Below are 24,392 nucleotides of genomic sequence, written 5' to 3'. Positions count from 1 at the left end.
CGCCTCGAGCGGGCTTTTTCATGAGCGCTACCGTCCCGATAATCGCCGCGATGCCATCAAAGCAAACCCCGAAGTCCTGCTCTTGCAAAGCCTGCCGGATGCTTCGTGGCGCTCCGGACACTCAGATCCAGATGAAGCTTGAGGAGCGCGCCTTCCGTCACGAGCAAAACCGTCGCGCGAAGCGAGGCGAGGAGGATGTCTTGCCTGCCGGAGTTCGCACCTTCCAAGGTTAGCCCCTCGCCCTATAGCCGCTTACTGCTGTCGACGGTCGCTGGCATCGCTTTGAACGAAGTCAGGGCTTCGATCTTCAGTTCGAGCCGTTTGATCGTCTCTTCGAGCGCAACTCGCTTGGCGTTTCGAACTTCAAGAGCCTTCTCCAGTTCCGACATGAAGATGATGAAGACTGCCGAGCACAGGTTAAACGCGTGTACCACGAGCATAAGGATCTCGCCCCTTCCGGGTGCTGCCTTGAGCCACCAGAACTGAGTGATACCAAGGACAGAGTTCACGATCATCACGACGACGAACGCCCTGCCCGTCCAGCGCTTCCAAAAGCCAAACAACCAGGCACGCTTTGCCTCATCCAGTGCAGCGATCGAGATAGAGATGCCAACGACGGCGAGGACTGAACTGATGACGAGAGTCGAGACAGAGAGATCCATGGTGGCGCCTGAAAAGTGATTCGACGTCACTATATCGGCAGCTCTCTCAGCCGCTATCGCTACCTACCACCGCCCATCCAGCACGATTTCCGACACCTCCAGTCGCTGCGGCTCAGATTCAAAGCCGAACTGGAACGACACATACTCGGCGCACTTCGCGAGCAGCGCTTCGCCACTGTGGCTGTAGAGGTCTGCACCGACGGTGAGCTGAAGTCGTGCGGAGAAGTCTCGTGGCCACCGCGTTGTTGCCTGAATGTGGTCCACGTGCCGCTTCGTGACGAAAGCAATCGCGATCGCCGCGGTCTCGCCCCAGCGCCGCCTGCGAAAGGCCGGAGCGATCCATGCCTGGTCCAGTTCGACTTCAAGCTCGGCTTCGCCTTTCGGTCGAAGGAAGGCATCGACGACCCATTGCAGGCTGAAAGACACGAAGCCGACGGCATCGCCGCCGGCGCGATCTGTCACGACCGCCAGCAAGTCGGTGGTCACGTATGCACGCACGGCGGACTGCGCGGAGAGGACTACGCCGCCATGTCCCAAGTAGAGGTCGAGGCTGGTCCCGAGTTCGCGCAGGTTCGCCTCTCGTAGAGGAGCGGCGCTGAGTGGGCTGAGCCCCTCCTCCGTCTTGTAGGTCTCATCGGCATCGTGCAGCTTGCGTAGCTGCCGCGCCCAGGTACGCATCCGCGCGCACTGGCGAGTGACGATGTAGACCACACCCTTCGCTTCCTCCAGCGGCTCGTCATCGTCCCAGGCCACGGGCGTCACGGCATCTGGGTAGACAGGATCGATCGGCTTGGTCAGCCGAAGGAACAGAGGGTGGCGACGGCCGCGAGGTTCAGGCATGCGCTTTTCTAGCGCGGATTCTCGGAAAGCTTGAACACGGGCTTTTCGGTTGTGATAACTCAACTCAGGCCGGACTCTCGCCGTCGCCGGTAGCCTTCCAACAAGGGATGACGAGCATACAAATTGTTGCAGTGAGCACGACAATCACCGAAGGAGGGCAACCATGAAAACACGTGAACGTCTAGTCTTTTTCTACGACTTAACAATTTCTTCTAAAAGCAAAAATGCAGCGATTAGTAGACCATCTTGCGTTAGCTTCAAAGAAGCAATTGAAGCGATCAATAAGGGAAAGCCGACTGGAATAAGTCTCCACAGGCGATCAAACGAACTCATCGAGATAACTGACTGGAGGTACGACTCCGCAAGTCATACATATCAGATTCTGGTGAATCGCGCCGATTTAAGCATTGCCGACCCAGCATTTAAGCACTTCAAAACAAAGGCCGTCCGTCCTGGCGGGAAAACCAAGGAAGAAGGCATAGATGTATCGACTCATATCGTAGTGCGGGTTGACAACAATAGCCAGACGGCCTTAGTAATGGTGACCTATGGCGCCGGTATTACAGCGTCCATCATCGAAAAGCTTTTTAAGCAATTAATGAAAGCAGTGAAAACCGTGAAGCGCCACGCAGCTCTCTTCCACTTCGCCGAACCAGGCGGATCTATTGGAAAAGATGGAAATCCAGTGACATATGAAGTCGACTATGAATTCTCTGCTGCGGGCCACCAGAGCCAAACACTAAAGGACGACATTAATGCCGGCCGATTCATTTCGATGGATTTAATAACCGATATTTCCGAAAAATTCGATAACAGCGGAAATCTCCAAGTCAAAAAGCAAGTGCTCAAGATAAAACCCTTCGACGCCTCCAAAGTCTCGTTGGCTGGCTTGGTGAACGCGGTCAAGGAAGCTCGCAAAACCAAAGTACTTCATGCAGCACGAATTCGCTTTAAGGACTCGGATGGAAAGCCTAGAGAGGAGCAGTTTTCAATCGACGCACTTGAAAAATCGTTTACTCGAAAGCAGCATGTAAGTTTTGATTCGGATCTTCCATCGCAATCTACCAAAATTGACAAAACAATTATTGACGGAATGCTGGAGTTAATTTAATATCTCCTGCCTTAAGGACGCAAGGTTATGATTATTGAACTGACGCGGCCATTCTCGTATCTTTGGATACGGCATTCCTCAAAGCGACTAACAGTCGTTAATTGGTTCATCCCCTCCGGGTGCTCATTGGCCGCAATTTTTATTGGCTGGCTGCTTCCCGGAAGCATTGACGTTTTTGGCCCGACAGGCATTCTTTCGAAAATCCTAGCTTTCGTACAGAGCCTGCCTGGTTTTTACATTGCGGCGCTTGCAGCAGTTGCGACGTTCAACAATCCTCACATGGACAGAGCAATGCCAGGAGAAGCTCCAACACTCAGGATTTTGCACAACGGGGAATTAACGCCGCAGCCGATTTCTTTGACGCGCCGTAGGCTGCTGTGCGTGATGTTTGCCTTCCTTACTGTTGCAAGTGTTGTGCTGACGGTTATGGCCATTGGTTCTCTGACGGTTGCCCCCCTCATCAAAGATCTGCTTCCCACCCAACTCTATGCTCCAGCAAAGCTAGTTTTTTCCGGTCTCTATCTGCTGCTTTTCTTTCAGATGCTCTGCGTGACCATGTGGGGGCTGTTCTATATCGGGGAAAGAATGCTCACCCCTGACTGACTTCCCCAAAAGGCCTATCGTCCGCATCGGGTAAGCAGTCGCACTCCAAGCCCTTCTCGGGCGGGCTTTCCTATTGCCGGGACGACATGGCGCCTTTTCGGTCACGACGGAATCTGTCGCCACGCGCTTCGATTCCGGATACGCTCAGCCCCCAGGAAAATATCATGTCGAGGTGAGGATGCTCATTCTTCTCAACACGGGCTGGGTCGCGCACAGGTTCGGACAATGGCGCTGGGTGATCCACGCTGTGGCGGGCGTCGTCTTTCTGGCCATTGGCTGGGCTGCGGCCAACATAGTCCTTGTTGTCCAGTCCCTTGCCCCTCCTGCAGACTCCTCGGCCGCAGGCTGGACCTTTCTCACCTTCGCAGCCGCAGGATTCATCCTCCTTCTCTACAGTATTTGGCTTTCATACATCGATTCGACGCGTCAAGCGTATCGAGTGATCGCGGAGCGTTATCGCCGTGATGGCTGGTGACACGCATCCATTCAAAGCCAAGCCCGTCTCGCGCGGGCTTTTTTATGCTGGCCGAATAGGCACATCCTGCACAGTGCTCTTCATAAGCCAGCCTCGCGACGCAGTCGATCCATTTCCTCTTCGCACGCCGCTCCGGCAAGCCGAATCAGTTCCAGGACTTCAGGCAGTTTTGCCGTGAGCTTTTCATGCGACTGCACTTTAAGTTCAGGAGCATGAATCCGCATGAATGCTGAGGCGGCAGTCCACGCAGAGTGGAGTTCGCTGAGGCCACGGGGCACAGAGGACAGATAGAGAACAACCCTCGCCGATGGAATTTCGAGCACCGGCAACTTGTCGAGCGCATCCTTGCAATCGACCAAATTTTCAAGCTCAGCAGCACTCACCTCGTACAAGCGCCCTTCTTCGTACTCTCGCTGCAGCAGGTTGACCATCGCGATCGCGCGGGCAAGAAGAGTTTTCACTATCGAGAGCCGATCGACTGCGCTGTGCGCAGCACTTTCCCTCTGCGCTTGGACAGCAGCTCGATGCTGCCGATCTGAAATCAAGAATGCGCCAACGATCGCGACTATCGCGCCTACGGCCTGGACCCAAGACGCCATGTTCGGATTTTTGTCCGCCCAGACAACCAGGCTCGTCCAACTGGTGGCGGTCGTGATCGCCAGCGCGACTGCAGACCACAGCGTCAAGACCTGAAACGGAGACATCCGATCCTCCCTCCTCGAGTTTGACCTGATGCTACTGTCCCCGCATCAACGTCAGTCGCCCTTCCCTCGTGTTGCCCGCAACAGCTGGTGCCGGGGCCGGGGTCGAACCGGCAGGCCTTGCGGCATCCGTTTCCCCGGAGACATCACACAGGATCCAAGCTCCGCCAAGCGCGGCGACCGCCCTCAGTAACAAAGACTGAGTAGCGCTTCCCGACCGTATCGGCAGCTTCGCAAGCGATCTCTCGAACCCGCTCGATAGTCACATTGCCCGTGCCGTAGTACTCCGCGGGCGGAAGCCTGTACACCACACCGCTGTCTGCGGTTATCACATCGACAAGGTTGCGCTGCGCCATCGCAGCATGCAAAGCGGCGTAGTCCTCCCAAGTCGCGTTGTCGTGCAAGACCATCCTGACGGTAAATGCGGCCATCACTCCTCCTTCGCTGTGGAGCGATATTGCAACCGGCAGCTCCACGGTTCAGATCGCGGAGAAACCCTCGCCACCGGCGCCTCTCCCTCGTGTTGATGGCAATATCACGGGTGTGATTGACTATCGCATTCGAAAGCACTTCCCCGCTCTACCCGCCGTCAGGTGGCGCGCCGAAAGGATTCTCAAGAATCGAACCGAGGAACAGATTGACCGGGCGGCCGAGGCCGTTGAAGAGTGGATCGGCGAGTTGAGAGCACAACGGCATGCTGAAGCAACCGAGGAATTCATCAAATCCGAGGCAGCTCGCATCTACTACCAGGGAGGTTGGGAACTGCAATACCTTCCCGGTGGAACGGAGGATCCTGACGGCTACCCCATTCCCTACTCTGAGCAGGACATTCGTCATCTTCTGGAGAACTGGCCGAGTTGGGCAGACGACCGCCCTTCATTCCCCAAGGATGACATGGCCGACTTCGACACGCTTGAAGAAGTTCTGAACTCCGAATATCCATACGGTCCAGTGGAGGGGTTCGAGTCTGCGGTCGATGCGGAGTTCTATGCAGTCTTGGCGCTGACGAAAGTCACCGAAGCAGAGTGGCGGCTGCACATCAATGAGAAGCAGACTGAGAATGGAATCCGTATCCATGCGGGTGAACTCCCTTGGAAAGTCTCAGATGCTGTCGCGGTAGGAGCACTCCTCGTAGAGGCGATGGAGATCATTTGCCATGCGGAGCGCAATCTCTCGGACGCGCAACTGAGCAAGATGCGCGCAGACATGCACGCAAAATTAGAAATGCAGATTCGACAAGACGCGCGAACCGAGATTGGTAAAGCTGGCGCAGCCGCCAAGCTTGCAAAAGACCCGAAGCAGTTTGAGAAGGCGGCAGTACGCGAATGCTGGAATGCTTGGCAAGCAGATCCTTCACGATACAAAGGCGTAGCCGCATTCGCGCGCGACATGCTGCAAAAATTCGAGCGCTTAGAAAGCCAGCCAGTAATTGAGCGCTGGTGCCGGGAGTGGAAAAGCGCCGTTATCACTAAGCCCGCAGAGTAACTACCGGGCCGGCAAGCTGCCTACTTAGCTGCCGTAGTGCTATAGATTAAATAGCACCACAACGATCAAATTGCCCCATACCGCAGCACATCGGATGCACCGCGGGTTGTCGAAGAAATCGACCACAAGGACATCGACACGTTCAAGATCTTCAACAAAGGGACCTGTCGTTCACGCAATATGGCTCTACCCCAACGCCGCCCTCTCGATCAAGGACTCGCAGATCTATGGACTTCCCGGCTATTCCAGCCTATGAACAAGATGCTCAGCGCTTATTCACAACCTTGTCCACATGCGCTGGGGGATGAAGCACGATAGCATTCATCGAACCGATTTGGACTACCAGGTGCCCTAACAGCACCCCAAAAGGCAAGGGCCGCGAGCGGTTCACGCAAGCGGCCCTCTTGAGCACCCGAACCCGAAGGAACTGGCACCCGTCTGGCAGGACAGGAAAAGTTTAACCGGGTCCGGGAAATTTTGGCCGCTTGACTTGAAAGCACTTATGACCCGTGATACTGAATCCGTACCGCCAGCCGACAGGCTGCTGCGCCTCCCTGAAGTCCTCACCAAAGTACCGGTCGGCCGGGCGTCTTGGTGGAAGGGCGTCAAGGACGGTCGCTACCCCGCTGCCATCAAGCTCGGCCCGCGCACGAGCGCCTGGCGAGCCTCCGACATCGACAAGCTGATCGCGTCCCTCTAAGCGGGGAAATCAATCATGAGCACAACCATGGCGGGACACCGTCAGCGGAGCGCTGGGCGCCTCAGGCAATCCCTAGTGAAACATTTCACCCTGACTTTGCCGGCGAACACGGGCAACCTGCAGGGCATGAAACCTCTCGCAGTGAATCGGTCAGGGCTTGCTCTCGTTGCCACGCCCGTCCTCGTACAGAACATCGTGGCAGATCCTGGCCAGCGCGAGCATGCCCACGAACAGCAGGCAGCCGAGCAGCAGCATGTCGTTTTCGCTCATCCAAGTTCGAACTGCAGGTCAACCCTTAGAGTTGCGGGTGCGGCGGAGGACCTTCCGAATTGGCAATGGCTCGGTCTCACTGCTCGACTGAGACGATTCGGTCAGCACTTTGCGTTCAATGGGTCCATCGGGACCGAGCAGCACGCGCCGCTTTTCACCAGGCGCCGCCGAGTCTGCTTCGGATTGCTCGGGCTTGCGGGTGCGACTAGCACTTCCTGCTCGCAATCCCTTCAACATCACCTCCGCCGCTTTGATAGTTTCCGGCGATCGCACGCGCTTCGCTTCATCAGCTTCTGGGACAGGCGCATGGCTCAAGGAGTCCTGCCTCTCTTCCGCATCGAGTTCGGAATACAGCGAGCTAAGGTCCAAGGCTGCTTCTTCGGCTTCGCGGTACGCGTCACGCAACTCACTGAACGTGCCTCGGTGCTTTTTCAGAGCATCGTTGGCCAGCGCGATGACGACTTGCAAACCCTTCTGCAATTCCTCAAGAGTCATGTCAGGAGACCTGCGCCCCAACTCTTTGACGGTGTCGCAAATCTCGGTCAGACGGACTTGGACTCGATGCCGATGTACCCGCTCGGCAGCCAGGTCGTACTGCAACTGGCTCATCATCGGCAAGAGAACCTTCGGAACATCAGAAGCGTGCTGAAGGCGCGCAATCAGTTCGCTATTGAGGCTCTTGCCGCTCGCTGTAGCCGCTTCCTGAATCTTCGCATGCAGGTCCCGCGGGAGCCGCAGCGCCGTCTTCATGTAGTCGTCTTGGTAGGAGGTGGCCATTCAGAAATCTTAGCCCTAATTTGAAGTCATCTATTGCCTTCATTTTCAAGGCATCGTACATTTCATCAACGCCTTCATTTTAAAGACATGGCCACTCAAAAAGATTTCGTGAAAACAGCGCTCCGAGTGCCCCGAGATCTCCACGCCGCGCTCCACGAATCGGCCTCGGAGAGCGAGCGCACTTTCAATGCCGAGATCCTGCACCGCCTGCGCTCGACCTTCAAGGGAAAGCGCATCCGGCAACCTAGCGGAGATCGCCTTTCAACTGCTACCTTAGAAGAACGGTCCGACGAGCGGCAACTCGCGGCCGTGCAGTCCAGCAAGTAACCCAGGAACCCTAGCAATGTCCATCAACATCGCCATCAACTCGCGCCAGGTCGGCGACGAACTCACCCCCACCATCAACGGCCGCGAGCTCCACCGAGAGCTCGGCGTCGGCAAGGACTACACCAACTGGGCAAAGGCCCAGATCAAGCGCGGCGGCTTCGTTGAAAACAGCGACTATGTGGTTCTCGCCCAAAAGGGCGTAAACCTCGCCGGTGGCCGCCCCTCCGTGGAATATCACTTCACCGTCGAGGCCGGCAAGCACATTGGCATGCTCTCTGGCACTGCCAAGGGCCGTGAGGTGCGCGAGTACTTCCTGGAGTGCGAGCGCCGCGTGAAATCCGTGGCTGTCCCGGCGGTCCGCGATGCGCGCACCGCCGCGCTGATCGATGCGCTGGTGCGCCAGGATGCGATCGAGCAGGAACAGACGCGCCAGGCCACCGAGCTTGCCCGCCTGCAGGAGAACGTGGCCGTCATCGAGGCTCGCACGCAGCCCGAGAACAAGCACTTCACCGTCCTCGGCTACTCCAACCTGATCGGGCGCCCAATCGACGCCCGCACGGCAGCAAACCTCGGCCGGAAGTGCGCGGCGCTGTCGCGCGAAAAAGGCTTGGTCATCGGCGACGTGCGCGACCCGCGTTTCGGGACTGTGCACAGCTACCACGAGTCCATCCTGCAGGAGGTGCTAGCCCCGTCAACTGCGAACTGAACCCACAAAAGGCGAAGCCCCGACGGCGGCAACCGTTGGGGCTTCTGTGACCCGAGAACCCTAGCAAGGAACCTGAATCATGTCCAAGGTTAGCACGCACCAACCCAAAACAGCAACTCCTGTCACTAAAACCGTGACTGCTGTTGCCACCGCCGGAACAGCCGTCGCCGGCACCACCACCGCCCCTACTACCGAACCAACGGCAGCAACGGCTGTGACCAGCGTTCAAGAGAACACGGCCCTACTCGATCTGCTTGATCAGGCCGAGACCATCGCAAGCCTCCTCGCCCACAACTTCGGCGGTGATGGCTCATTCGACGAACCAGGCGAAGCCCCCGGCTTGGTCGGCATGGTGCAGTGCGTTGCGAGCCTGCTGGTTGCAGCCAATGAAGTGGCTGTTGGCTTCGCGCTCACTGATGCAGCACAGGATGCCATCCTGCAAGCTCGTTCCCTCGCGGAGCATCTGGAAGCTCAGTCGCAAGAAGATCTCTACAACGGGAAGCGTGGATTCCGCCTCGGCGATCGATTCATTTCGATGTGCTACTGGACAGTCGAGAAGCTCGCGAAAAGCGCACATGAGGTGTTGGCATGAGCTCGGCCAACCTCCGCAAGCGCACGTTGCACCTGGTGCCCAAGCCCGCGACGAAGATCGACGCCGACATGGTCGCCTTCACGGTGATGGAGCACATCGACGCAAGCTTTCCAGCAATGTGGAGTGCAGCCCCCGTCGGTGGTCGCGCGAGTATCCGGAACGCCATCGTGCAAGCCGTTGTGGTCGAGGCAACCCGTGGCGGAACGTCGGCATGATGGAGCTCATCCACGAACTGCTGCAGTGCAGGCACAGCGACCCGAACAGAAGTCGCTCTGGAGCCGGCCGGTGGCTGACCGTCAATGTGCCGGCCGAGCTGTGGGCCAAGATTCAGGCCACCGCCGAGTTGGCCGAACTCGGCGAACCTCGATCCTCGGCTCCCGCACACAAGCAACGAACGCCAGCCGCCCAGCCTTTGCAGGCGGCCCTCGTACCAGACGCCCTCTTGCGCATCGGTGTTGTAGAGCAGCTCACCGGGCTTGGCGAATCGACGATCCGCCGGAAAATGGCGGTGGCCGATTTCCCGCAGCCGATCAAGAACGGCACGCGCTGCACCCGCTGGCGCGCCGGCGACGTGACGACCTGGTTGCGCGAACAAGGAATTGCAGCGTGAACATGGCCCAGGCCTCTGTGACAGGAGGTCGCAGCTTGCGGTGAACCTTCGGATGGCCTTGATGGCACTACCCTGCTCGCCTAGGCAAAGCAGCGCGCACAGCAACTCAGCCTGTTCTCGGAGGACGCGTGATGTCAGTAGCCGTTCGCCTTATTCAACGCAACGAGATCAAGCGAATCGATTTCGGCATTCAGCGCCAAGGTCACGGCCTGACCGATGGTGTCGCGGGTCACGTTCGTGAGCACGCCCCCAACCAACTGAAAGCGTTTCCCGCCAAGCAGCAGTACCTCGCCGCCCCAACTGCCGGTGTAAGCCCCGTCTTCCATTCCGTATTCAACCTGGTAGGTCACGATCCGGCCCGTGCCGGCCTGGGTGTGATCTCCGCCGATCTTGAGGGTGCGCATGTCGGTCTCCTCATTGTGAAGCGCGGGGTATCGCGCGCCTCAAGCCTCCAGGTCGAACTGCCCCTGCAGCGTGCGGATGAGCTGAGCAATATCAGCGCGGTGCGTGCCGCGGTCGCTGACCGCGCGCACCGTCCAGCTGGGGCCGTCATCTCCACTGATGCCGGTGCCGACCACGCCACCGCGATGCACATCCGTCTGCTGGCCTCGAAGGCCTGGCAAGGCTTCGATTCGCTGTATCAGCATCTGCTGAAGCTGCTTGGCGGTGCGGGTCGGTTTGGGCATCGCTCAGTCAGTCGTCTCGAGCGCGACGCCGACAAGGTGATCTACCCACTCGAGCGCCTGCACTTCAGTGAGGCCGCCATTGAGCAAAGGCGTGACGTCGACCTTTTGCGGGTGCGACACCTTGCCCGATGGTGCTTTGACGCTGACGGACACAGCGCTTTGTCCTGGCAGAAGGGATACGTGAATCTCGTGCTGATTGACGAGGCTCCGTCTATTCGGTGCAACCACTTTTGTCTCCTCGTTGGAAAGGTCGCATTTTGAACCTCCTCGACACCTCCCCCGACCGCGTGCGCGCACGCGAGATTCAGGCCGTGCAGATGGCCGCCCAGCTGTGGTCGAATCGGGCCGCGCGCGCAGGCAATTGGGTTCCCTCCGTCCAGATCACATTGGGCCCGGTGCTCGCATTCGGAGCGGCCACGTGCCCGCCAGTGCACCCCAAAACAAGTACGATCAAAGCGGGGGAACGGATGGGGGAACATTTTGCATGCCAACCGAGGGAATCGAATGCTGACGCGGCCTGCAGCCTGACCTTCAATCCCCTCCGGGGCCAACTTCCAGTCCCAAGCAACTCCAAATCGTTGTGACTCGAGGCAAACTTTGGCCATTCGAGGTGCGTTAAGAAGATTTTTTCTTGGCCAACCTGACGTAGATTCCAACGGCTAGCCAGTGCCCGGCACAAATTCTGTGCAGTCGGATCACTTTTCTGGAGGCTGCTCAGCCATCTTCAGACTACGCTTCCAGCTCGCTTTGAAGACTTTGCTGCTTCGCGGCAACCGGATTGCTTCGGCGATGCGCCGGCACGAAGGCCGTTGGACCGAACGCTGTAGAACATAGTTGGTGTTGATCAACGTCGCACTCTTGAGAGCTCGGTTGAAATAACAGTTTCCGAACCCTCGACAGACATTGATCGCGAACTGGCGCGGTTGGCTCTGTGACCGCTGTCTGGTCACACTGGAAGATCGATCTGCTGGCACCACTGGTGCTCGAGAGCCTGCTCTAGTCCGCGACACGCAGTGTGCGTTTTCGCTCCCTCTCTTCAGCTCTTGCTCTACAAGGGTTCGGTACGTTCCTCGAGGACGTACCCCTCGCCTCGCACCGTATGCAGCAGCTTCGACTCGAACGGGGCGTCAAGCTTGCTGCGCAGGCGAAGGATGGCTACGTCGACCACGTTGGTCTTGGCATTGAATTCCATATCCCAGACGCGCCTGGCGAGCAGGGACCGTGAAAGTACCTTGCCCTGGTTGCGAAGCAACACCACCAGCAACGTGAACTCCATCCTGGTCAGTTCGAGTTCGGTCCCATCGCGGGAGAACTTTGCGCGCCGCTCGTCGAGCTCCAGATCGGCCAGGCGAAGCACTGGTTGATGGCGTGCACCGGTGCTGCGGGCCAGCGCCTTGACGCGGGCAAGCAGTTCGGAAAACTGGAACGGCTTGACCAGATAGTCGTTCGCTCCAAGCTCCAGGCCCGCTATGCGAGCGGCAACGCTGTCGCGTTCGGTCAGAACCAGGAGAGGTGCATCCGTCTTGCGCCGGATCGTTCGAACGGCATGGACTCCGTCCTGGCCAGGTCGCATCGAGTTCAGGAGGATGAGCGCGTAGTCCTGTGCGATGACCGGGTTCGCGGTTGCGCTTTCGCTGTTCACGATGTCCACGGTGAAACCGTTTCTCTCCAGTCCTTCGTTGAAGGTCTTGCACTGGGTCGATTGATGGTCGATAAGCAAGACCCGCATGGGGTCCATGTCCTCGTCGAGCTCTGCGCTGCGTGCATGGCTGGTGCCGAGAAACGAGCCGCTCAGTGCGGTTTCGAAAGGAAGCGGGGAAACATACAGTCGCACAAGTTCTCCTGTTCCAGCGCCCAGGTGGAGCCGTTGCACTTTTATATGCATCGAGGAGTTATTGATCTAATTCATCATTTCTGCCGATGAGGCGGCGTTGCCTCTCTGCGTTCGCAAAGACGGTGTTCGAATGCCCGACCTGGGCTTACGTGGTCTGTGCGTAGATTTCCAGGCTCGCTTGCCCACCTCTGTTACCCAAGTACATCAAGGTGTTCGACGGCAGCGTCTCGTCCAGCAGCTTGCGCGCCGTCTCGATGCCTGCCACCGGCAGCAGCTTCGCATCGAGCAGACCCACCTGCACCAGCACGCTGGCCTGGTCCCAGTAGATGTGCTCGTGATAGAGCTTGTCGCCGCGGAACTTGATGACCGCGAGCAGCGGCACTTCCACGCGCTTGCCCGTGGGCGCCACGCCCGGGAGCATCCACGGGATCTCGGTGGTGTGCGTGAAGCAGAACAGCATCTCGTCGACCACCTGCGTGGCGCCCACCGTGCGCGAGATCGGCACCAGCGAGGTGTCGGGCGGATTGCTGTTGACGAAATGGTTCGTATAGAACGCGTGCAGCGCCTTGTAGCCCACGCCGCCGGTCATGGTCGGGATGTGGTTGACGTACGGCTCGGCCACCATGGTCGACATGGTGTCGTCGACGTTGCGGGTGGCGAACTCGTATTCGCAGTGCTTGTCCCACAGCGCCGAGAGGTCGTAGTGCGGGCCGATGGCGTCCTTCAGCGTGGCGATGCTGCGCTCGTGCGCCATCAGCGCCGAGGGCTTGTGGAAGTGCTCGCCGCCGGCGCGTGCGAAGGCGTGGTCCATGCCGGGATACACATACAGCGAGACGCCGGGCCGGCCCTGGAGCGTGGCGACGATGCGGTCGCGCGCCTCGGGCGGGCAGAACTTGTCGAGCTCTGCGATGTGCAGTGTGAGCGGGCGCTTGATCTCGTCGGCCTCGTCGAGCGTGGCGTCGATGCCCACGCCGTAGTAGCCGACGGCGACATCAGCATCGGTGCGGCAGGCCGCCAGGTAGGCCAGCTTGCCGCCGAGGCAGAAGCCGAGTACGCCGACTTTGGCGTCCTGCACTTCGGGGCGCTGGCGCAGCGCACTGATCGAGGCCTGCATGTCTTCCATGCCGCGGGCCTCGTCGAAGCCCTTGTAGAGGGCAAAGGCACGCTGCCAGTCGTCCGGCGAGTAGCCAAGCTCCACGTTCGGCTCCTGGCGCCAGAACAAGTCGGGCACGAGCACCACGTAGCCTTCCTCGGCGTAGTAGTCAGCTACCTCGCGCATCGTGGCGTTCACGCCGAAGATTTCCTGCGCGAGCACAAGGCCCGGGCCGGCGCCCGAGCGTGGCACGGCGAGGTAGCCGCTGAAACTGCCGCTGCCGTCGGTGGCCTGGATGCGGATGTGGTGCGTGGCGTCGGGCGCTTTTTCCTGCATGTGAACTGCTCCGTTCAAGGGTTGGATGATGGTGCGGGCCATGCGCTCATTGCACGCATTCCGGATGTCGCGTGGTCACCTGGTAGTAGCCCGAATGAAAGACCAGCGGCTCGCCGTCGAAGCGGTCGTAGCGCTCGACTTCGCCGATGAAGATCAGGTGGTCACCGCCGTCGTACTGCTTCACGTTGCGGCAGATGAACCGGGCGATGACGCCACTCAGCAACGGCACGCCGGCCGTGCCTTCGCAGCAGTCCACCCCCCCGAACTTGTCCGCCTGCGGCGTCGAGAACTGGCGCGACAGGTGGTGTTGATGTGCCGCCAGCACATTGATCGCGAAGTGGCTGGCGCCGGTGAAGTCGGCCACGCTCGGCGCCTGCCGGGCCAGGCTCCACAGCACCAGCGGCGGGTCCAGCGAAACCGAAGAGAACGAATTGGCGGTCATGCCCACGCGACGGCCGTCGAGGGCCCGGGTCGTGATGACGGTCACGCCGGTGGTGAACTGTCCGAGGGCCTTGCGAAAGTCGCGTCGGTCGAAGCGGTCGACAACCGCCTCGCGCGCCCGGGCTTCCAGAAAGCGGTCTGCCTCGACGCCATCGAACCACCAGGGCGCGAAGACGCGCGGATCATCGAAGCCGTTGACGATGGTGCTCGCAACCGCGGGCATGTGGGTGGCGCTCTGCAGCAGCTTCAGCAGGTGCGGCTTCGGCGGCGCGAGCAGGCTGTTCGTCCAGTCGGTGGCCCAGCGGGCATAGCCTTCCCAGTAACGGTCGAAGGTCTCCTGCATCCACGCGGCGTCGAACGGTGCGTCGCCGCGTTCGAGGATCCGCTTCAGGTAGATGTCCGCGCTCTTGGCCGCGTTGTTGGCGCCCTGGCCGGTAATCGGATCGTTGAGCACCACAGCGTCGGCCAGCCCCAGCACCTTGCGCCCCGAAGGCAGCGTCGCCACCGGCTTGCGCACCGTCGGCGCGAAGCGGCCCGTGAGGATGCCGTTGTCGTCGGTCAACTCGATGTCCGTGCAGCGTTCCGCTTCCCACGGCAGGAAGGTGTCGAGAATCCACTTGCTGCGCGCGAGGTGTTCCTGCGGCGTCTTCACATCGGTCCAGCAGTCCATCGGGCCGCCCGGCACGCCTTCGAACACCATGATCTCGCAGGGCCCCGTGGTGGTCAGCGCCGGGAACACGAAGTACTCGCCCACGCCGGGAATGAGGTTGAAGCACACGGCCGAGTGCGGCTCGCGCGGCTTCATCCCCTTCACGTAGGTCAGCGCCAGTGCACGCTGAGGTCGATCGAATAGCGAGCGCTCCGTGTCGCGCTCGAACAATTGCGAGATCTCGCCCTTGCCGCTTGCAACGACCACAAGATCGTGCGTTGCAGCGCAAGCTTCCAACGCATCGAGCCCCACGTCCTGCAGCACGAGCCGGCCGCCGCGCTTCTCGAACTCCGCCATCCAGGCGGGTATCTTGAGCCGCTGGTCGATCGACTGCGCAGCTGCGTCGAGCCTTGCGTTCCATTCGATGGCCTTGCCGCCTTCCGGGTTGCGCACCGTCATGCCGATGCCTTCCACCGGTGGGCACTCGCCCGCCCACCAGTCCAGCGCCAGCTCGCGCTCGGTCTGCAGCGCGGTCTCGAACATGCACTGGCTGGACATCACCGGTCCCTCGAAAATCTCCCGCGCCGCGCGGTTCGAAAAAACCGTCACCTCGTGCCCCGCGCGCTGCAGGCCGAGCGCGAGCTGCATGCCGGACTGTCCGGCGCCGACGATGGCCACGCGTCGCTTCATGCGTTCACTCCAGACTACGCGACGGCCGCGCAGGTTTCGATGTAGCGGTCGGCCTCCGCGGGGTCCGCGAACCACGGGAAGAAGGTGCGCGGGTCGTCGAAGCCGTTGGCGAGGGCACTGGCCAGCGGCGGCATCGCACCGGCGGTGCCGAGCAGCTTGAGCACATGGGGCGGCGGCGGTGCGAGCAGCATGTTGGTCCACTGCGTGACCCACTGCGCGTAGCCAAACCAGTAGCGGTCGAAGGTTTGCTGCATCCACGCGGCATCGGCCACGCCGTCGCCGCGCGCAAGAATGCTCTTCAGATAGGTGTCGGCGCACTTGGCCGCGTTGTTGGAGCCCTGGCCGGTGATCGGATCGTTGAGCACCACCACGTCGGCCAGACCCAGCACCTTGCGGCCCGAAGGCAGCGTCGCCACCGGCTTGCGCACCGTCGGCGCGAAGCGGCCCGCGAGGATACCGTTGTCGTCGGTCAGCTCGATGTCCCTGCAGCGCTCGGCCTCCCATGGCGTGAAGGTGTCCAGGATCCATTGGCTGCGCGCAAGGTGTTCCTGCGGCGTCTTCACGTCCGCCCAGCAGTCCATCGGGCCGCCGGGCACGCCTTCGAACACCATGATCTCGCAGGGCCCCGTCGTCGTCAGCGCCGGGAACACGAAGTACTCGCCCACGCCGGGAATGAGGTTGAAGCACACGGCCGAGTGCGGCTCGCGCGGCTTCATCCCTTTCACGTAGGTCAGGGCCAGTGCACGCTGCGGCTTGTCGAAGCTCGACTTGTGGGCGTCGCGCTCGAAGAGCTTCGAGATCTCGCCCTTGCCGCTGGCCACCAGCGTGAGGTCGTGGCTTTGCGTGCAGGCCTCGAGCTCGTCGATGCCCGCGTCCTTGAAGACGAGTTCGCCGCCCTTCTTCTGGAACGCGTCCATCCAGGCCGGGATCTTGACGCGCTGGTCGACCGACTGGGCGCTCGAATTCAGCCGTGCGACCCAGTCGATGGCCTTGGCGCCACGTTGCTCGGGATGCGGCACGGCCAGCCCGATGCCGTCCACCGTGGGGCAGTCGTGCGCCCAGTGGTCCAGGCCCAGGTCGCGCTCGATCTGCAGCGAGGTGTGAAACATGCACTGGCTCGACATGACCTTGCCTTGGCGGATGTCCTCGCCCGTGCGGTTGCTGAACATCGTGACCTCGTAGCCCGCCGCGAGCAGTCCGAGACCCAGTTGCAGGCCCGACTGGCCCGCGCCGACGATGGCGATTCGCTTCATTGCTTGCTCCTTGATGCTCCGTTCGGAGCTAGTCCATCAACTTGGGAATGGCGGGCACGGCCTGCTCGGGGCCCATGGCGGCATAGCCGCCGTCCACTGCGTAGTCGGCGCCGGTCACGAAGCTCGCGTGGTCCGAACACAGGAACAGCACCACCTGCGCCACCTCATCCGGGTCGCCGACACGCCCGAGCAGATGGAAAGGCGCGGCCACGCGATCGGTCTTGGCGCGGTCGCCGCCGCTAAGGCGCTCCATCACGGCCGACCATGTCCAACCCGGCGACACGCTGTTCACGCGGATGCCGTCCGGCGCCAGGTCCATCGCCATGTTGCGGGTGAGCTGCGCCATGGCGGCCTTGCTCACCGGATAGAGCCAGCGCCCCGTCTGCGCCACGCGCGACGAGATGCTCGTGAAATTGACCACCGCCCCGCCACCGGCCGCCACCATGTGCGGGTGCACGGCCTGCAGCATCGCCACCGCGCTCGCCACGTTCACGTTGAACGACGTGAGCCAGTCGGCGCGCGGCGACTTGAAGCCGTCGTCCACGTAGGAGCACGCGAGGTTGACGAGAAAGTGCACGCCGCCATGCCGTGCCGCGGCCTCCGCCACGCAGGCCTGCACCTGTGCGTCGTCGGTGATGTCGGTGCGCACGAAGCGCGCGCCGGCGCCGAGCGAATCGGCCAGAAGCCGGCCGTTGTCGGCATCGATGTCGGCGATGACGACCTGCACGCCGGCCGCGTGCAGCGCGCGCACCACGCCGGCGCCTATCAGTGTGGAACCACCCGTGACGATGGCGCTCCTGCCTTCGAGTCCCTTGAACATGACGCTTGCTCTCCTCGGTTGATCGGACAGGCCGGCTGGCCTTTGGAGCGAACGTTATGAGCAAGCAGGCGTTCGGCGAGTCCCGCAAACGCAGGCCCTGTCCCTGGCGCGCAGGTTTTTGTCGAGGGGTGATCCGAATTGTGGGTGGGGATGGTTTTTGCTAGGGTGACTTCGCCCCATGGAAACCGCCACGACCCCACCGCTGCCGCTGCAGCGCTACCGGCTTTTCGAGAGCCACGACATGGACGAGGCCCGTGAAAGCGTGGCCCGCGTGTTCTGCCCGCACGGCCTGGTCATGCTGCGACCCCGCACCGAACTCGACGCCTGCCACCACAGCGCGCGGCTGCATCGGGACGTGAGCCTCAATTACGTGCAGTACGGCCCCGGCGTGCAGATCGACCCCGGCTACCTGCAGGATTTCTTCCTGTTGCAGATCCCGTTGCGCGGTGGCGCCGAGATCCGCTGCGGCGCGCAACACGTGGAAGCGACGCCCCGCCTCGCATCGCTGCCCTCCCCCACCGAGCCGCTGTCGATGCGCTGGGCCGACGACAGCCCGCACCTGATCGTGCGGCTGGCCCGCTCGGCGCTGCTGTCCCGGCTCGAGTCCTTGCTCCAGGCGCCCGTCAAGCAAGCTCTGGTGTTCGACCTCGGCGTGCCGCTCGACAACCCCGCGCTGGCGCCGGTGGTGCATTTCATCGACTATCTGCGGCTCACGCTCGACGCCGGCAGCGCGCTGCAGGCCGGCGGCCCCTTGGCCGAGCATGCCGAGGCGTACCTGATGGCAAGCCTGCTGATGTCGGCGGGGCACAACCATTCGCGCGCCCTGGCCGGCGAAGCGCAGCGCAGCCTGCTGCCGCGCGTGGTCCGCAGGGCGCAGGAATACATGGCAGCCCATGCCGATGAGCCGCTGTCGTTGGCCGACGTCTGCAGCGAAGTCTGCTGCAGTGCACGCGCGCTGCAGCTGGCGTTTCGCCAGCACGCGGGCCAGGGGCCGATGGAGTTTCTGCGCGAGATCAGGCTCGACCGGGTGCGGGCCGAGTTGCTGGCATCGACCAGCGTCGCCGCAGTCGGCGTGCGAGAGGTGGCGCAGAAGTACGGCTTTCTTCATTTGGGCCACTTCGCGGCGCAATACCGCGCCCGCTTCGGCGAGCGGCCGTCCGAGACTCGGGCATCGCGCGCCTTCTGATGCGGGTGAGGCGCCGACGCTTGCCCGGTGCCTGCCTCCCCCGCCCTGTTCGATGCCCCCGCTTCGTCGAGGGCCTGAAGCGCCGCATCACCAGTCTGTCCCGAGTTGTGCAACAACGCCTATCCCGATCTCAAATGTCCCATTGACAGAACATTAAAACTGCAAAAACATCAAAGGCATGTCGCAAATGCCTTTGCCCAAATATCACCAGATCTACTTGGTCCTGCGTGAACAGTTGCACGAAGGGCGTTTCGCGGAGGGCCTGCCCGGCGAACTCGCGCTCATGGCGCAATTCGGTGTGGCGCGCGTCACAGTGCGCCGCGCACTCGAACAGCTGTCTTCCGAAGGCCTGATCGCGCGCAACCCCGGCCGCCGCACGCGCGCGCTGCCACCGCCGGTCAGCGGCGAAGGCCCCGGCACCCAAAGCATGGAACGCGCCAATCTGCGCGGCCTGCTCGAGAACCTGGTCACCATGGGCCTGCACACCTCGGTCAAGGTCATCGAGGTCGCGACCATCACCGCCTCCACCCAGGTGGCCGAGGCGCTTCAGCTGCAGCTCGGCGACCCGGTGCAGAAAGCCGTGCGCGTGCGTTCCACCAAGGAAGGCCCGCTCTCGCACATCACCACCTACGTGCCCGACACGATCGCGCGCCGCTTCGGCCGCCGCGAGCTTTCGAAGAAGCCCATCCTCGTGCTGCTCGAGGAGTCGGGCGTCAAGGTGGGCCGCGCGCACCAAACCATCTCCGCGCGCCTGGCCGACAACGTTCTCGCACAGCACCTTCATGTCTCGGTCGGCTCGGCCCTGCTCGCGGTGCGCCGCCTGATCTACGACGAAGACGAGCGGCCCGTGCAGTGGCTGCACGGCCTCTACCGCCCCGACCGCTACACCTACGAAATGCAGCTCTCCCGCGTGGGCAGCATCGACGCCAAGGTGTGGGTCAGCAAAGACGTGTCAGCCCAGTTCAACTGAAGAGAAACAGGAAAGCCCACCATGCAGAACCGCCGCAGTTTCGTGTCGCAGTCCGCCGCCCTGGCGACCGCCGTTGCCTTCCCGCTCGTGGCCGGCGCGCAGCCCAAGACCGTCAAGGTCGGCGTGCTGCATCCGGTCACCGGTGCGCTGGCCTATTCGGGCCAGCAGTGCCGCCTCGGTGCGCTCATGGCCATCGAGGACATCAACGCGGCGGGCGGCATCAAGTCGCTCGGCGGCGCGAAGCTGGAAGCCCTGCTGCGCGATGCGCAATCGCAGCCGCAGGCCGGCTCGGCCGAGGTCGAGAAGATGAACGAGGCCGGCGTCTCGGCCATCGTCGGCGCCTATGCCTCGGCCATCTGCCTCGCGACCACGCAGGCCGCGGCCAAGTACAACCTGCCGCACGTGGTGGACGTGGGCGTGGCCGACCAGATCGTGGAGCGCGGCCTGAAGAACACCTTCCGTTTCGGCCCCGGCTACAAGAAGTCGACCGAGGTGGCCATGGCCAACCTGCTGGTGCTCAACAAGGCCGCGGGCAACCCGGCCAAGACCGTGATGATCATTCACGAGGAGTCGCTCTTCGGCGCCGGCACCGCGCAACTGCTCTCGCGCGAGTTGCCGGGCTACGGCTTCGAGGTGAAGGAGGTGGTCAAGCACGCCAACCCCACGCGCGACTTCAACAACATCGTGCTGCGCATGAAGTCGATCAACCCCGACATCGTGATCCCGGCCAACTACTACAACGAATACGCGCTGCTGGTGCGTACCATGCAGCAGCAGAAGGTGGTGCCCAAGGCGATCTTCTCGGTGCTGGGCGGCGCGGCATCGAGCTACAAGTTCGTGAAGGAATTTCCGGACGCAGCCAACGGCATCATCGACTGCAACCACTGGTTCAACCCGAAGGACAAGCGCGCGCAGGACCTGCGCAAGCGCGTCGAGGCCAAGGGCCAGTTCTTCAGCTACGAGGTCTTCATGACCTACACCGCGATGTGGCTGCTGGCCGATGCGCTGGAGCGCGCCAAGTCGACAGAGCGCGCCGCGATCGTCGACGCGCTCGAGAAGAGCACTTTCGGCAACCACTTCATGCCTTATGGCCCCACGAAGTTCGTCAACGGCCAGAACGAAGGCGCGCAGCCGCTCATGACGCAGGTGGTGAAGAACGACATCAAGGTCATCATTCCGCGCGACTATCGCGAGGTCGATCCGGTGTTTCCGTTGCGCGCTGTCTGATCGGAAGGCGGGATGTTCGATTTCGGCATTCTTTTCCCGTCGGTCCTGAACGGGCTGACGACGGGCGCGGTGTACGCACTGATCGCGCTGGGGCTTACGCTGATCTACGGCGTCCTGCACATCATCAACTTCGCGCACGGCGCCAGCCTGATGCTGGCGCTGTACGCGGTGTACTTCCTCAAGGAGCGCCTGGGCATCGACCCCTACCTTGCGCTGCCCATCGTGGTGCTCGGCATGTTCGCGCTCGGCTACGCGCTGCAGCGCGTGGTCATCAACCGCGCGGGCCACGGCAAGGACGAGAACATCCTGCTCGCCACGCTCGGCATCGCCATCGTCATGGAGAACCTCGCGCTGCTGTTCTTCAAGTCCGACACGCGCAACATCGACACCGCCTACTCGCTGAGCACCGTCGCCATCGGCCCCGCGATGATCGCCGTGCCCAAGCTCGTCGCATTCGCGGGTGCGCTGGTCGTCTCGGGCATCCTGTTCTGGATCATGGGCCACACCGACCTCGGCCGCGCGATCCGCGCCGTCGCCAAGGAGAAAGAGGGCGCCAAGCTCATGGGCATCGACGTCGACCATGTCTACGCGATGAGCTTCGGAATCGGCCTCGCGTGCCTGGGCGCGGCCGCGTGCTTCCTGCTGCCGGCGTATTACGTGAACCCGCAGGTCGGCGGCGGCTTCGTGCTCGTGGCCTTCACCATCGTCGTGCTCGGCGGCATGGGCAGTTTCGTCGGAGCGCTGATCGGCGGCTTCCTCGTCGGCGTGGTCGAGTCGCTCGGCGGGCTGTACCTGGGCGAATCGCTCGGCCAGATCGGCATCTTCGCGATCTTCATCGGCGTGGTGCTCTTCAGGCCACAGGGCATGTTCGGAGCCAAGGCATGAGCGCGGGCCTGAAGCAACTCGCGGGCATTGCGCTTTTTGCCGTGCTGGTCGGCTGCGTGCCGTTCGTCACCACCTCGGGCGTCAGGCTCAACTTCGTGATGATGGCGCTCTACGCCACGCTCATCGCACAGGCCTGGAACATCCTGGGCGGCTTCGGCGGGCAGTTCTCGTTCGGGCATGCGCTGTTCTTCGGCACCGGTGCGTACATCCAGGCGATCGCGCAGCTGCAGGGCGACATCAACGCCTGGGTCGCGCTGCCGCTCGCGGTGATCGGTGCCGCACTCGTCGGCCTCTTCATGGGCGCCCTCACCTTCCGCTACGGCCTCAAGGGCTCGTACTTCGCGCTCGTCACGCTGGCCTTTGCCGAGGTGTTTCGCATCCTTGCACTGTCGGTCGACTTCACCGGCGGCGGCGTCGGTCTCATGGTGCCGCTGCGCGAGTCGGTGGCCAACCTGCAGTTCTCGACGCGCGCTGGCTACCTCTGGGTGGTGCTCGCGATGGTCGTCGCGGCGCTGCTCGTGACCTGGTGGCTGCGAAACGGGCGCTTCGGCGCCTACCTGCAGGCCGTGCGCGACAACGAAGATGCGGCGCGCGCCGTCGGCGTCAATCCGTTCCGCGTCAAGCTGGCGGCCATCGGTTTGTCGGCGGCCTTCATGGGCGCGGCCGGTGCGTTCTACGTGCAGGTGTTCCAGTACATCGATGCCGGGATCGCCTACGGCCCGGCCGTGTCGATCGAGGCGCTGGTCGCGGCCATCGTGGGCGGCATGGGCACGACGTGGGGGCCGGTGCTCGGCGCCGTCGTGCTGCACCTGCTGTCGGACTTCACGCGCAACCTCTTCGGCGAACTGCCGGGCATCAACATGGTGATCTACGGCACGGTGCTGGTGCTCATCGTCATCTTCGTGCCGCGCGGCATTGCGGGCATCGGGCTGTCGGTGCGGCAGCTGTGGAAGGCGAAGGGAGGCCGCAATGACTGAAGCCCTGCTGGCCATCGATGGCCTCTCGCGCTCCTTCGGCGGCCTGAAGGCCGTGCAGAACGTGAGCCTCTCGGTGCGCAAAGGCAGCCTGAGTGCGCTGATCGGCCCGAACGGCGCGGGCAAGACCACGCTGTTCGCGCTGATGTCCGGCTTCCTCAAGCCCGACACCGGCACCGTGCGCTTCGCGGGGCAGGACATCACCGGCCGCGAGCCGCACCGCAACGCCGCGCTCGGCATGACCCGCACCTTCCAGATCGTCAAGCCGTTCGCCGCGCAGACCGTGCGCGAGAACATCGCCGTCGGCGCGCACCTGCATCTGCGCAGCCGCGCCGAGGCGCTGCAGGACGCCGAAGCTGTTGCGCTGCGCGTGGGCCTCGCGCCGCAGCTCGACAAGCCCGCCTCGGACCTCACCGTGGCCGGCCGCAAGCGCCTCGAACTGGCCCGCGCGCTCGCGACACGGCCGCGCCTGCTGCTGCTCGACGAAGTGCTCGCCGGCCTCAACCCGCAGGAGATCGCCGAGATGATGCCGGTGGTGCGCGGCATCGCCGACAGCGGCGTCACCGTGCTGATGATCGAGCACGTCATGCAGGCCGTGATGCACCTGGCCGAGCACGTGTGGGTGCTGGCGCAGGGCCAGTTGATCGCAGAGGGCACCCCGGCGCAGGTGACCTCCGACGACAAGGTCGTCGAAGCCTATCTGGGCCACGGCACCGCGGCGCGGCTGCGCAAGGCCGCATCGGGGGTTGCCGCATGAGCGCACTGCTCGATATTCAGGGCCTGCGCGGCGGCTACGGTCGCGTCGAGGTGCTGCGCGGCGTCGACCTGCACGTGAACGCGGGCGAGATGGTCGCACTGCTCGGCAGCAACGGCGCGGGCAAGTCCACGCTCAACAAGATGGTCTGCGGCCTCTGTCCGGCCTGGGGCGGCACGGTGCGCTTCGACGGCAAGGACCTGAGCGGCGCGCACTACCGCGACGTCGTCAAGGCCGGCCTCATCCAGGTGCCCGAGGGCCGCAAGGTGTTTCCCAACCTGAGCGTGCGCGAGAACCTGGAGCTCGGCTCCTTCACGCGGGCACGCGAGCGCCGTGCGGCGAACCTGGAGAAGTCGTTCCACATCTTCCCGCGGCTGCGCGAGCGCATGGACCAGCACGCCGGCACCATGAGTGGTGGCGAGCAGCAGATGCTGGCCATCGCGCGCGGCCTCATGGCCGAGCCGGTGCTGCTGATCCTCGACGAGCCCTCGCTCGGCCTTTCGCCGCTGCTGGTCGAAGAGATGTTCTCGCTGATCCGCGAACTGCGCGACGGCGGCCTCGCGGTGATGCTGGTCGAGCAGAACGTCGGCCAGTCGCTCGAAATTGCCGACCGCGCCTACGTGCTGGAAAACGGCAGCGTGCGCTTCTCGGGCCTGCCCGGTGATTTGCTCGGCAGCGACGAACTGCGGCGCGCGTACCTGGGGCTCTAAGCCCTCAAAAAAACACCCCCATCTC

Annotated in this window: 29 protein-coding genes and 1 pseudogene; 17 read left to right on the top strand and 13 right to left on the bottom strand. The window is 62.4% G+C overall.

Annotation, left to right across the window (positions count from 1 at the left end):
* Nucleotides 1–242 precede the first annotated feature (242 nt).
* Together ACSFCA_RS12370 and ACSFCA_RS12365 are read right to left on the bottom strand one after the other, a co-directional pair.
* Nucleotides 243–662, bottom strand: coding sequence for a hypothetical protein (locus tag ACSFCA_RS12370; protein ID WP_435459717.1), 420 nt, complete (start codon nt 660–662; stop codon nt 243–245).
* A 63-nt stretch (nt 663–725) separates the two neighbouring features.
* Complete coding sequence (locus ACSFCA_RS12365; protein WP_435459716.1) at nt 726–1,502, bottom strand: hypothetical protein; 777 nt, start codon at nt 1,500–1,502, stop codon at nt 726–728.
* A 163-nt stretch (nt 1,503–1,665) separates the two neighbouring features.
* On the opposite strand from ACSFCA_RS12365, the gene ACSFCA_RS12360 reads away from it, so the two are divergent.
* The 3 genes from ACSFCA_RS12360 (at nt 1,666) to ACSFCA_RS12350 (ending at nt 3,691) form a co-directional block, all read left to right on the top strand.
* On the top strand, nt 1,666–2,613 hold the full coding sequence (locus ACSFCA_RS12360) for a hypothetical protein (protein ID WP_435459715.1): 948 nt from the start codon (nt 1,666–1,668) through the stop codon (nt 2,611–2,613).
* Between the two features lie 126 nt (nt 2,614–2,739).
* The gene (locus tag ACSFCA_RS12355) at nt 2,740–3,216 is read left to right on the top strand and encodes a hypothetical protein (protein WP_435459714.1); all 477 of its coding nucleotides are present in this window, start codon (nt 2,740–2,742) and stop codon (nt 3,214–3,216) included.
* Nucleotides 3,217–3,394: 178 nt separating this feature from the next.
* Nucleotides 3,395–3,691, top strand: coding sequence for a hypothetical protein (locus ACSFCA_RS12350; RefSeq protein ID WP_435459713.1), 297 nt, complete (start codon nt 3,395–3,397; stop codon nt 3,689–3,691).
* Between the two features lie 80 nt (nt 3,692–3,771).
* Here the strand turns inward: ACSFCA_RS12350 and ACSFCA_RS12345 are convergent, their stop codons facing one another.
* Nucleotides 3,772–4,395, bottom strand: a complete 624-nt coding sequence (locus ACSFCA_RS12345; protein WP_435459712.1) for a hypothetical protein — start codon at nt 4,393–4,395, stop codon at nt 3,772–3,774.
* 390 nt (nt 4,396–4,785) lie between these two features.
* On the opposite strand from ACSFCA_RS12345, the gene ACSFCA_RS12340 reads away from it, so the two are divergent.
* Nucleotides 4,786–5,877 carry a hypothetical protein gene (locus tag ACSFCA_RS12340; RefSeq protein ID WP_435476785.1) on the top strand — a complete coding sequence of 364 codons (1,092 nt, stop codon included), beginning with the start codon at nt 4,786–4,788 and terminating at the stop codon, nt 5,875–5,877.
* Between the two features lie 502 nt (nt 5,878–6,379).
* Nucleotides 6,380–6,577 carry a helix-turn-helix transcriptional regulator gene (locus tag ACSFCA_RS12335; protein WP_435459709.1) on the top strand — a complete coding sequence of 66 codons (198 nt, stop codon included), beginning with the start codon at nt 6,380–6,382 and terminating at the stop codon, nt 6,575–6,577.
* Between the two features lie 288 nt (nt 6,578–6,865).
* Here ACSFCA_RS12335 and ACSFCA_RS12330 read toward each other — a convergent pair whose 3' ends face one another.
* Nucleotides 6,866–7,624: an Arc family DNA-binding protein gene (locus ACSFCA_RS12330; RefSeq protein WP_435459708.1), complete on the bottom strand. Its 759-nt coding sequence runs from the start codon at nt 7,622–7,624 to the stop codon at nt 6,866–6,868.
* Nucleotides 7,625–7,711: 87 nt separating this feature from the next.
* Between ACSFCA_RS12330 and ACSFCA_RS12325 the strand changes: the two genes are divergently transcribed.
* The 5 genes from ACSFCA_RS12325 to ACSFCA_RS12305 all read left to right on the top strand — a co-directional run bounded on the left by ACSFCA_RS12325 (nt 7,712) and on the right by ACSFCA_RS12305 (nt 9,859).
* A complete protein-coding gene (locus ACSFCA_RS12325; RefSeq protein ID WP_435459707.1) occupies nt 7,712–7,951 on the top strand; it encodes an Arc family DNA-binding protein in 240 nt (79 codons plus the stop codon).
* A 16-nt stretch (nt 7,952–7,967) separates the two neighbouring features.
* Nucleotides 7,968–8,657: an antA/AntB antirepressor family protein gene (locus ACSFCA_RS12320; protein WP_435459706.1), complete on the top strand. Its 690-nt coding sequence runs from the start codon at nt 7,968–7,970 to the stop codon at nt 8,655–8,657.
* A gap of 79 nt (nt 8,658–8,736) precedes the next feature.
* Nucleotides 8,737–9,249 carry a hypothetical protein gene (locus ACSFCA_RS12315; protein WP_435459705.1) on the top strand — a complete coding sequence of 171 codons (513 nt, stop codon included), beginning with the start codon at nt 8,737–8,739 and terminating at the stop codon, nt 9,247–9,249.
* Nucleotides 9,246–9,464, top strand: coding sequence for a hypothetical protein (locus ACSFCA_RS12310; protein WP_435459704.1), 219 nt, complete (start codon nt 9,246–9,248; stop codon nt 9,462–9,464). The genes ACSFCA_RS12315 and ACSFCA_RS12310 overlap by 4 nt, the downstream gene beginning before the upstream one ends.
* On the top strand, nt 9,461–9,859 hold the full coding sequence (locus ACSFCA_RS12305) for a helix-turn-helix transcriptional regulator (protein WP_435459703.1): 399 nt from the start codon (nt 9,461–9,463) through the stop codon (nt 9,857–9,859). Before ACSFCA_RS12310 ends, ACSFCA_RS12305 begins: the two co-directional genes overlap by 4 nt.
* A 134-nt stretch (nt 9,860–9,993) precedes the next feature.
* Here ACSFCA_RS12305 and ACSFCA_RS12300 read toward each other — a convergent pair whose 3' ends face one another.
* The 9 genes and pseudogenes from ACSFCA_RS12300 to ACSFCA_RS12260 all read right to left on the bottom strand — a co-directional run bounded on the left by ACSFCA_RS12300 (nt 9,994) and on the right by ACSFCA_RS12260 (nt 17,661).
* Nucleotides 9,994–10,263 (bottom strand): hypothetical protein, encoded by a 270-nt coding sequence (locus ACSFCA_RS12300; RefSeq protein ID WP_435459702.1) that lies wholly within the window; start codon nt 10,261–10,263, stop codon nt 9,994–9,996.
* Between the two features lie 39 nt (nt 10,264–10,302).
* Nucleotides 10,303–10,545: a hypothetical protein gene (locus ACSFCA_RS12295; RefSeq protein WP_435459701.1), complete on the bottom strand. Its 243-nt coding sequence runs from the start codon at nt 10,543–10,545 to the stop codon at nt 10,303–10,305.
* 3 nt (nt 10,546–10,548) lie between these two features.
* Nucleotides 10,549–10,698 carry a hypothetical protein gene (locus ACSFCA_RS12290; RefSeq protein ID WP_435459700.1) on the bottom strand — a complete coding sequence of 50 codons (150 nt, stop codon included), beginning with the start codon at nt 10,696–10,698 and terminating at the stop codon, nt 10,549–10,551.
* Nucleotides 10,699–11,593: 895 nt separating this feature from the next.
* Nucleotides 11,594–12,379 (bottom strand): winged helix-turn-helix domain-containing protein, encoded by a 786-nt coding sequence (locus ACSFCA_RS12285; protein WP_258349695.1) that lies wholly within the window; start codon nt 12,377–12,379, stop codon nt 11,594–11,596.
* Between the two features lie 145 nt (nt 12,380–12,524).
* Nucleotides 12,525–13,808, bottom strand: coding sequence for a dienelactone hydrolase family protein (locus ACSFCA_RS12280; protein ID WP_435459699.1), 1,284 nt, complete (start codon nt 13,806–13,808; stop codon nt 12,525–12,527).
* Between the two features lie 46 nt (nt 13,809–13,854).
* Nucleotides 13,855–14,379: a flavin reductase family protein gene (locus ACSFCA_RS12275; protein WP_258355311.1), complete on the bottom strand. Its 525-nt coding sequence runs from the start codon at nt 14,377–14,379 to the stop codon at nt 13,855–13,857.
* A pseudogene (locus tag ACSFCA_RS12270) lies at nt 14,353–15,588 on the bottom strand (styrene monooxygenase/indole monooxygenase family protein); the annotation flags it as partial. The pseudogene ACSFCA_RS12270 and the gene ACSFCA_RS12275, both read right to left, overlap by 27 nt.
* Before the next feature lie 14 nt (nt 15,589–15,602).
* Nucleotides 15,603–16,841 carry a styrene monooxygenase/indole monooxygenase family protein gene (locus ACSFCA_RS12265; protein WP_435459698.1) on the bottom strand — a complete coding sequence of 413 codons (1,239 nt, stop codon included), beginning with the start codon at nt 16,839–16,841 and terminating at the stop codon, nt 15,603–15,605.
* Nucleotides 16,842–16,869: 28 nt separating this feature from the next.
* Complete coding sequence (locus ACSFCA_RS12260; RefSeq protein WP_435459697.1) at nt 16,870–17,661, bottom strand: SDR family oxidoreductase; 792 nt, start codon at nt 17,659–17,661, stop codon at nt 16,870–16,872.
* 178 nt (nt 17,662–17,839) lie between these two features.
* Here ACSFCA_RS12260 and ACSFCA_RS12255 point away from each other — a divergent pair, with 178 nt between their 5' ends.
* The 7 genes from ACSFCA_RS12255 (at nt 17,840) to ACSFCA_RS12225 (ending at nt 24,367) form a co-directional block, all read left to right on the top strand.
* Nucleotides 17,840–18,847 (top strand): AraC family transcriptional regulator, encoded by a 1,008-nt coding sequence (locus ACSFCA_RS12255; protein ID WP_258349698.1) that lies wholly within the window; start codon nt 17,840–17,842, stop codon nt 18,845–18,847.
* Between the two features lie 187 nt (nt 18,848–19,034).
* Nucleotides 19,035–19,817, top strand: coding sequence for a GntR family transcriptional regulator (locus ACSFCA_RS12250; RefSeq protein WP_258349699.1), 783 nt, complete (start codon nt 19,035–19,037; stop codon nt 19,815–19,817).
* Nucleotides 19,818–19,838: 21 nt separating this feature from the next.
* On the top strand, nt 19,839–21,044 hold the full coding sequence (locus ACSFCA_RS12245) for an ABC transporter substrate-binding protein (RefSeq protein ID WP_435459696.1): 1,206 nt from the start codon (nt 19,839–19,841) through the stop codon (nt 21,042–21,044).
* A 12-nt stretch (nt 21,045–21,056) separates the two neighbouring features.
* Complete coding sequence (locus ACSFCA_RS12240) at nt 21,057–21,929, top strand: branched-chain amino acid ABC transporter permease (RefSeq protein WP_258349701.1); 873 nt, start codon at nt 21,057–21,059, stop codon at nt 21,927–21,929.
* Entirely contained in the window at nt 21,926–22,906 is a 981-nt protein-coding gene (locus ACSFCA_RS12235) for a branched-chain amino acid ABC transporter permease (protein WP_435459695.1), read from the top strand. Before ACSFCA_RS12240 ends, ACSFCA_RS12235 begins: the two co-directional genes overlap by 4 nt.
* Nucleotides 22,899–23,660 (top strand): ABC transporter ATP-binding protein, encoded by a 762-nt coding sequence (locus tag ACSFCA_RS12230; protein WP_435459694.1) that lies wholly within the window; start codon nt 22,899–22,901, stop codon nt 23,658–23,660. The genes ACSFCA_RS12235 and ACSFCA_RS12230 overlap by 8 nt, the downstream gene beginning before the upstream one ends.
* Nucleotides 23,657–24,367 carry an ABC transporter ATP-binding protein gene (locus tag ACSFCA_RS12225; RefSeq protein ID WP_435459693.1) on the top strand — a complete coding sequence of 237 codons (711 nt, stop codon included), beginning with the start codon at nt 23,657–23,659 and terminating at the stop codon, nt 24,365–24,367. The genes ACSFCA_RS12230 and ACSFCA_RS12225 overlap by 4 nt, the downstream gene beginning before the upstream one ends.
* Nucleotides 24,368–24,392 lie beyond the last annotated feature (25 nt).

The organism is Variovorax multivorans, from assembly GCF_051216835.1.
Lineage (GTDB): Bacteria > Pseudomonadota > Gammaproteobacteria > Burkholderiales > Burkholderiaceae_C > Variovorax.
Note: the sequence above shows the minus strand (reverse complement) of the source record. Positions and strands in the feature narration are given on the sequence as shown.

What these genes read in the sequence shown, in the direction of transcription:
- ACSFCA_RS12280 (WP_435459699.1), bottom strand. Translation starts at nt 13,808, where the DNA reads ATGCAGGAAAAAGCGCCCGACGCCACGCACCACATCCGCATCCAGGCC.
- ACSFCA_RS12265 (WP_435459698.1), bottom strand. Translation starts at nt 16,841, where the DNA reads ATGAAGCGAATCGCCATCGTCGGCGCGGGCCAGTCGGGCCTGCAACTG.
- ACSFCA_RS12325 (WP_435459707.1), top strand. Translation starts at nt 7,712, where the DNA reads ATGGCCACTCAAAAAGATTTCGTGAAAACAGCGCTCCGAGTGCCCCGA.
- ACSFCA_RS12300 (WP_435459702.1), bottom strand. Translation starts at nt 10,263, where the DNA reads ATGCGCACCCTCAAGATCGGCGGAGATCACACCCAGGCCGGCACGGGC.
- ACSFCA_RS12330 (WP_435459708.1), bottom strand. Translation starts at nt 7,624, where the DNA reads ATGGCCACCTCCTACCAAGACGACTACATGAAGACGGCGCTGCGGCTC.
- ACSFCA_RS12305 (WP_435459703.1), top strand. Translation starts at nt 9,461, where the DNA reads ATGATGGAGCTCATCCACGAACTGCTGCAGTGCAGGCACAGCGACCCG.
- ACSFCA_RS12260 (WP_435459697.1), bottom strand. Translation starts at nt 17,661, where the DNA reads ATGTTCAAGGGACTCGAAGGCAGGAGCGCCATCGTCACGGGTGGTTCC.
- ACSFCA_RS12310 (WP_435459704.1), top strand. Translation starts at nt 9,246, where the DNA reads ATGAGCTCGGCCAACCTCCGCAAGCGCACGTTGCACCTGGTGCCCAAG.
- ACSFCA_RS12370 (WP_435459717.1), bottom strand. Translation starts at nt 662, where the DNA reads ATGGATCTCTCTGTCTCGACTCTCGTCATCAGTTCAGTCCTCGCCGTC.
- ACSFCA_RS12235 (WP_435459695.1), top strand. Translation starts at nt 21,926, where the DNA reads ATGAGCGCGGGCCTGAAGCAACTCGCGGGCATTGCGCTTTTTGCCGTG.
- ACSFCA_RS12335 (WP_435459709.1), top strand. Translation starts at nt 6,380, where the DNA reads ATGACCCGTGATACTGAATCCGTACCGCCAGCCGACAGGCTGCTGCGC.
- ACSFCA_RS12240 (WP_258349701.1), top strand. Translation starts at nt 21,057, where the DNA reads ATGTTCGATTTCGGCATTCTTTTCCCGTCGGTCCTGAACGGGCTGACG.
- ACSFCA_RS12360 (WP_435459715.1), top strand. Translation starts at nt 1,666, where the DNA reads ATGAAAACACGTGAACGTCTAGTCTTTTTCTACGACTTAACAATTTCT.
- ACSFCA_RS12250 (WP_258349699.1), top strand. Translation starts at nt 19,035, where the DNA reads ATGCCTTTGCCCAAATATCACCAGATCTACTTGGTCCTGCGTGAACAG.
- ACSFCA_RS12315 (WP_435459705.1), top strand. Translation starts at nt 8,737, where the DNA reads ATGTCCAAGGTTAGCACGCACCAACCCAAAACAGCAACTCCTGTCACT.
- ACSFCA_RS12345 (WP_435459712.1), bottom strand. Translation starts at nt 4,395, where the DNA reads ATGTCTCCGTTTCAGGTCTTGACGCTGTGGTCTGCAGTCGCGCTGGCG.
- ACSFCA_RS12350 (WP_435459713.1), top strand. Translation starts at nt 3,395, where the DNA reads ATGCTCATTCTTCTCAACACGGGCTGGGTCGCGCACAGGTTCGGACAA.
- ACSFCA_RS12320 (WP_435459706.1), top strand. Translation starts at nt 7,968, where the DNA reads ATGTCCATCAACATCGCCATCAACTCGCGCCAGGTCGGCGACGAACTC.
- ACSFCA_RS12365 (WP_435459716.1), bottom strand. Translation starts at nt 1,502, where the DNA reads ATGCCTGAACCTCGCGGCCGTCGCCACCCTCTGTTCCTTCGGCTGACC.
- ACSFCA_RS12255 (WP_258349698.1), top strand. Translation starts at nt 17,840, where the DNA reads ATGGAAACCGCCACGACCCCACCGCTGCCGCTGCAGCGCTACCGGCTT.
- ACSFCA_RS12295 (WP_435459701.1), bottom strand. Translation starts at nt 10,545, where the DNA reads ATGCCCAAACCGACCCGCACCGCCAAGCAGCTTCAGCAGATGCTGATA.
- ACSFCA_RS12245 (WP_435459696.1), top strand. Translation starts at nt 19,839, where the DNA reads ATGCAGAACCGCCGCAGTTTCGTGTCGCAGTCCGCCGCCCTGGCGACC.
- ACSFCA_RS12225 (WP_435459693.1), top strand. Translation starts at nt 23,657, where the DNA reads ATGAGCGCACTGCTCGATATTCAGGGCCTGCGCGGCGGCTACGGTCGC.
- ACSFCA_RS12230 (WP_435459694.1), top strand. Translation starts at nt 22,899, where the DNA reads ATGACTGAAGCCCTGCTGGCCATCGATGGCCTCTCGCGCTCCTTCGGC.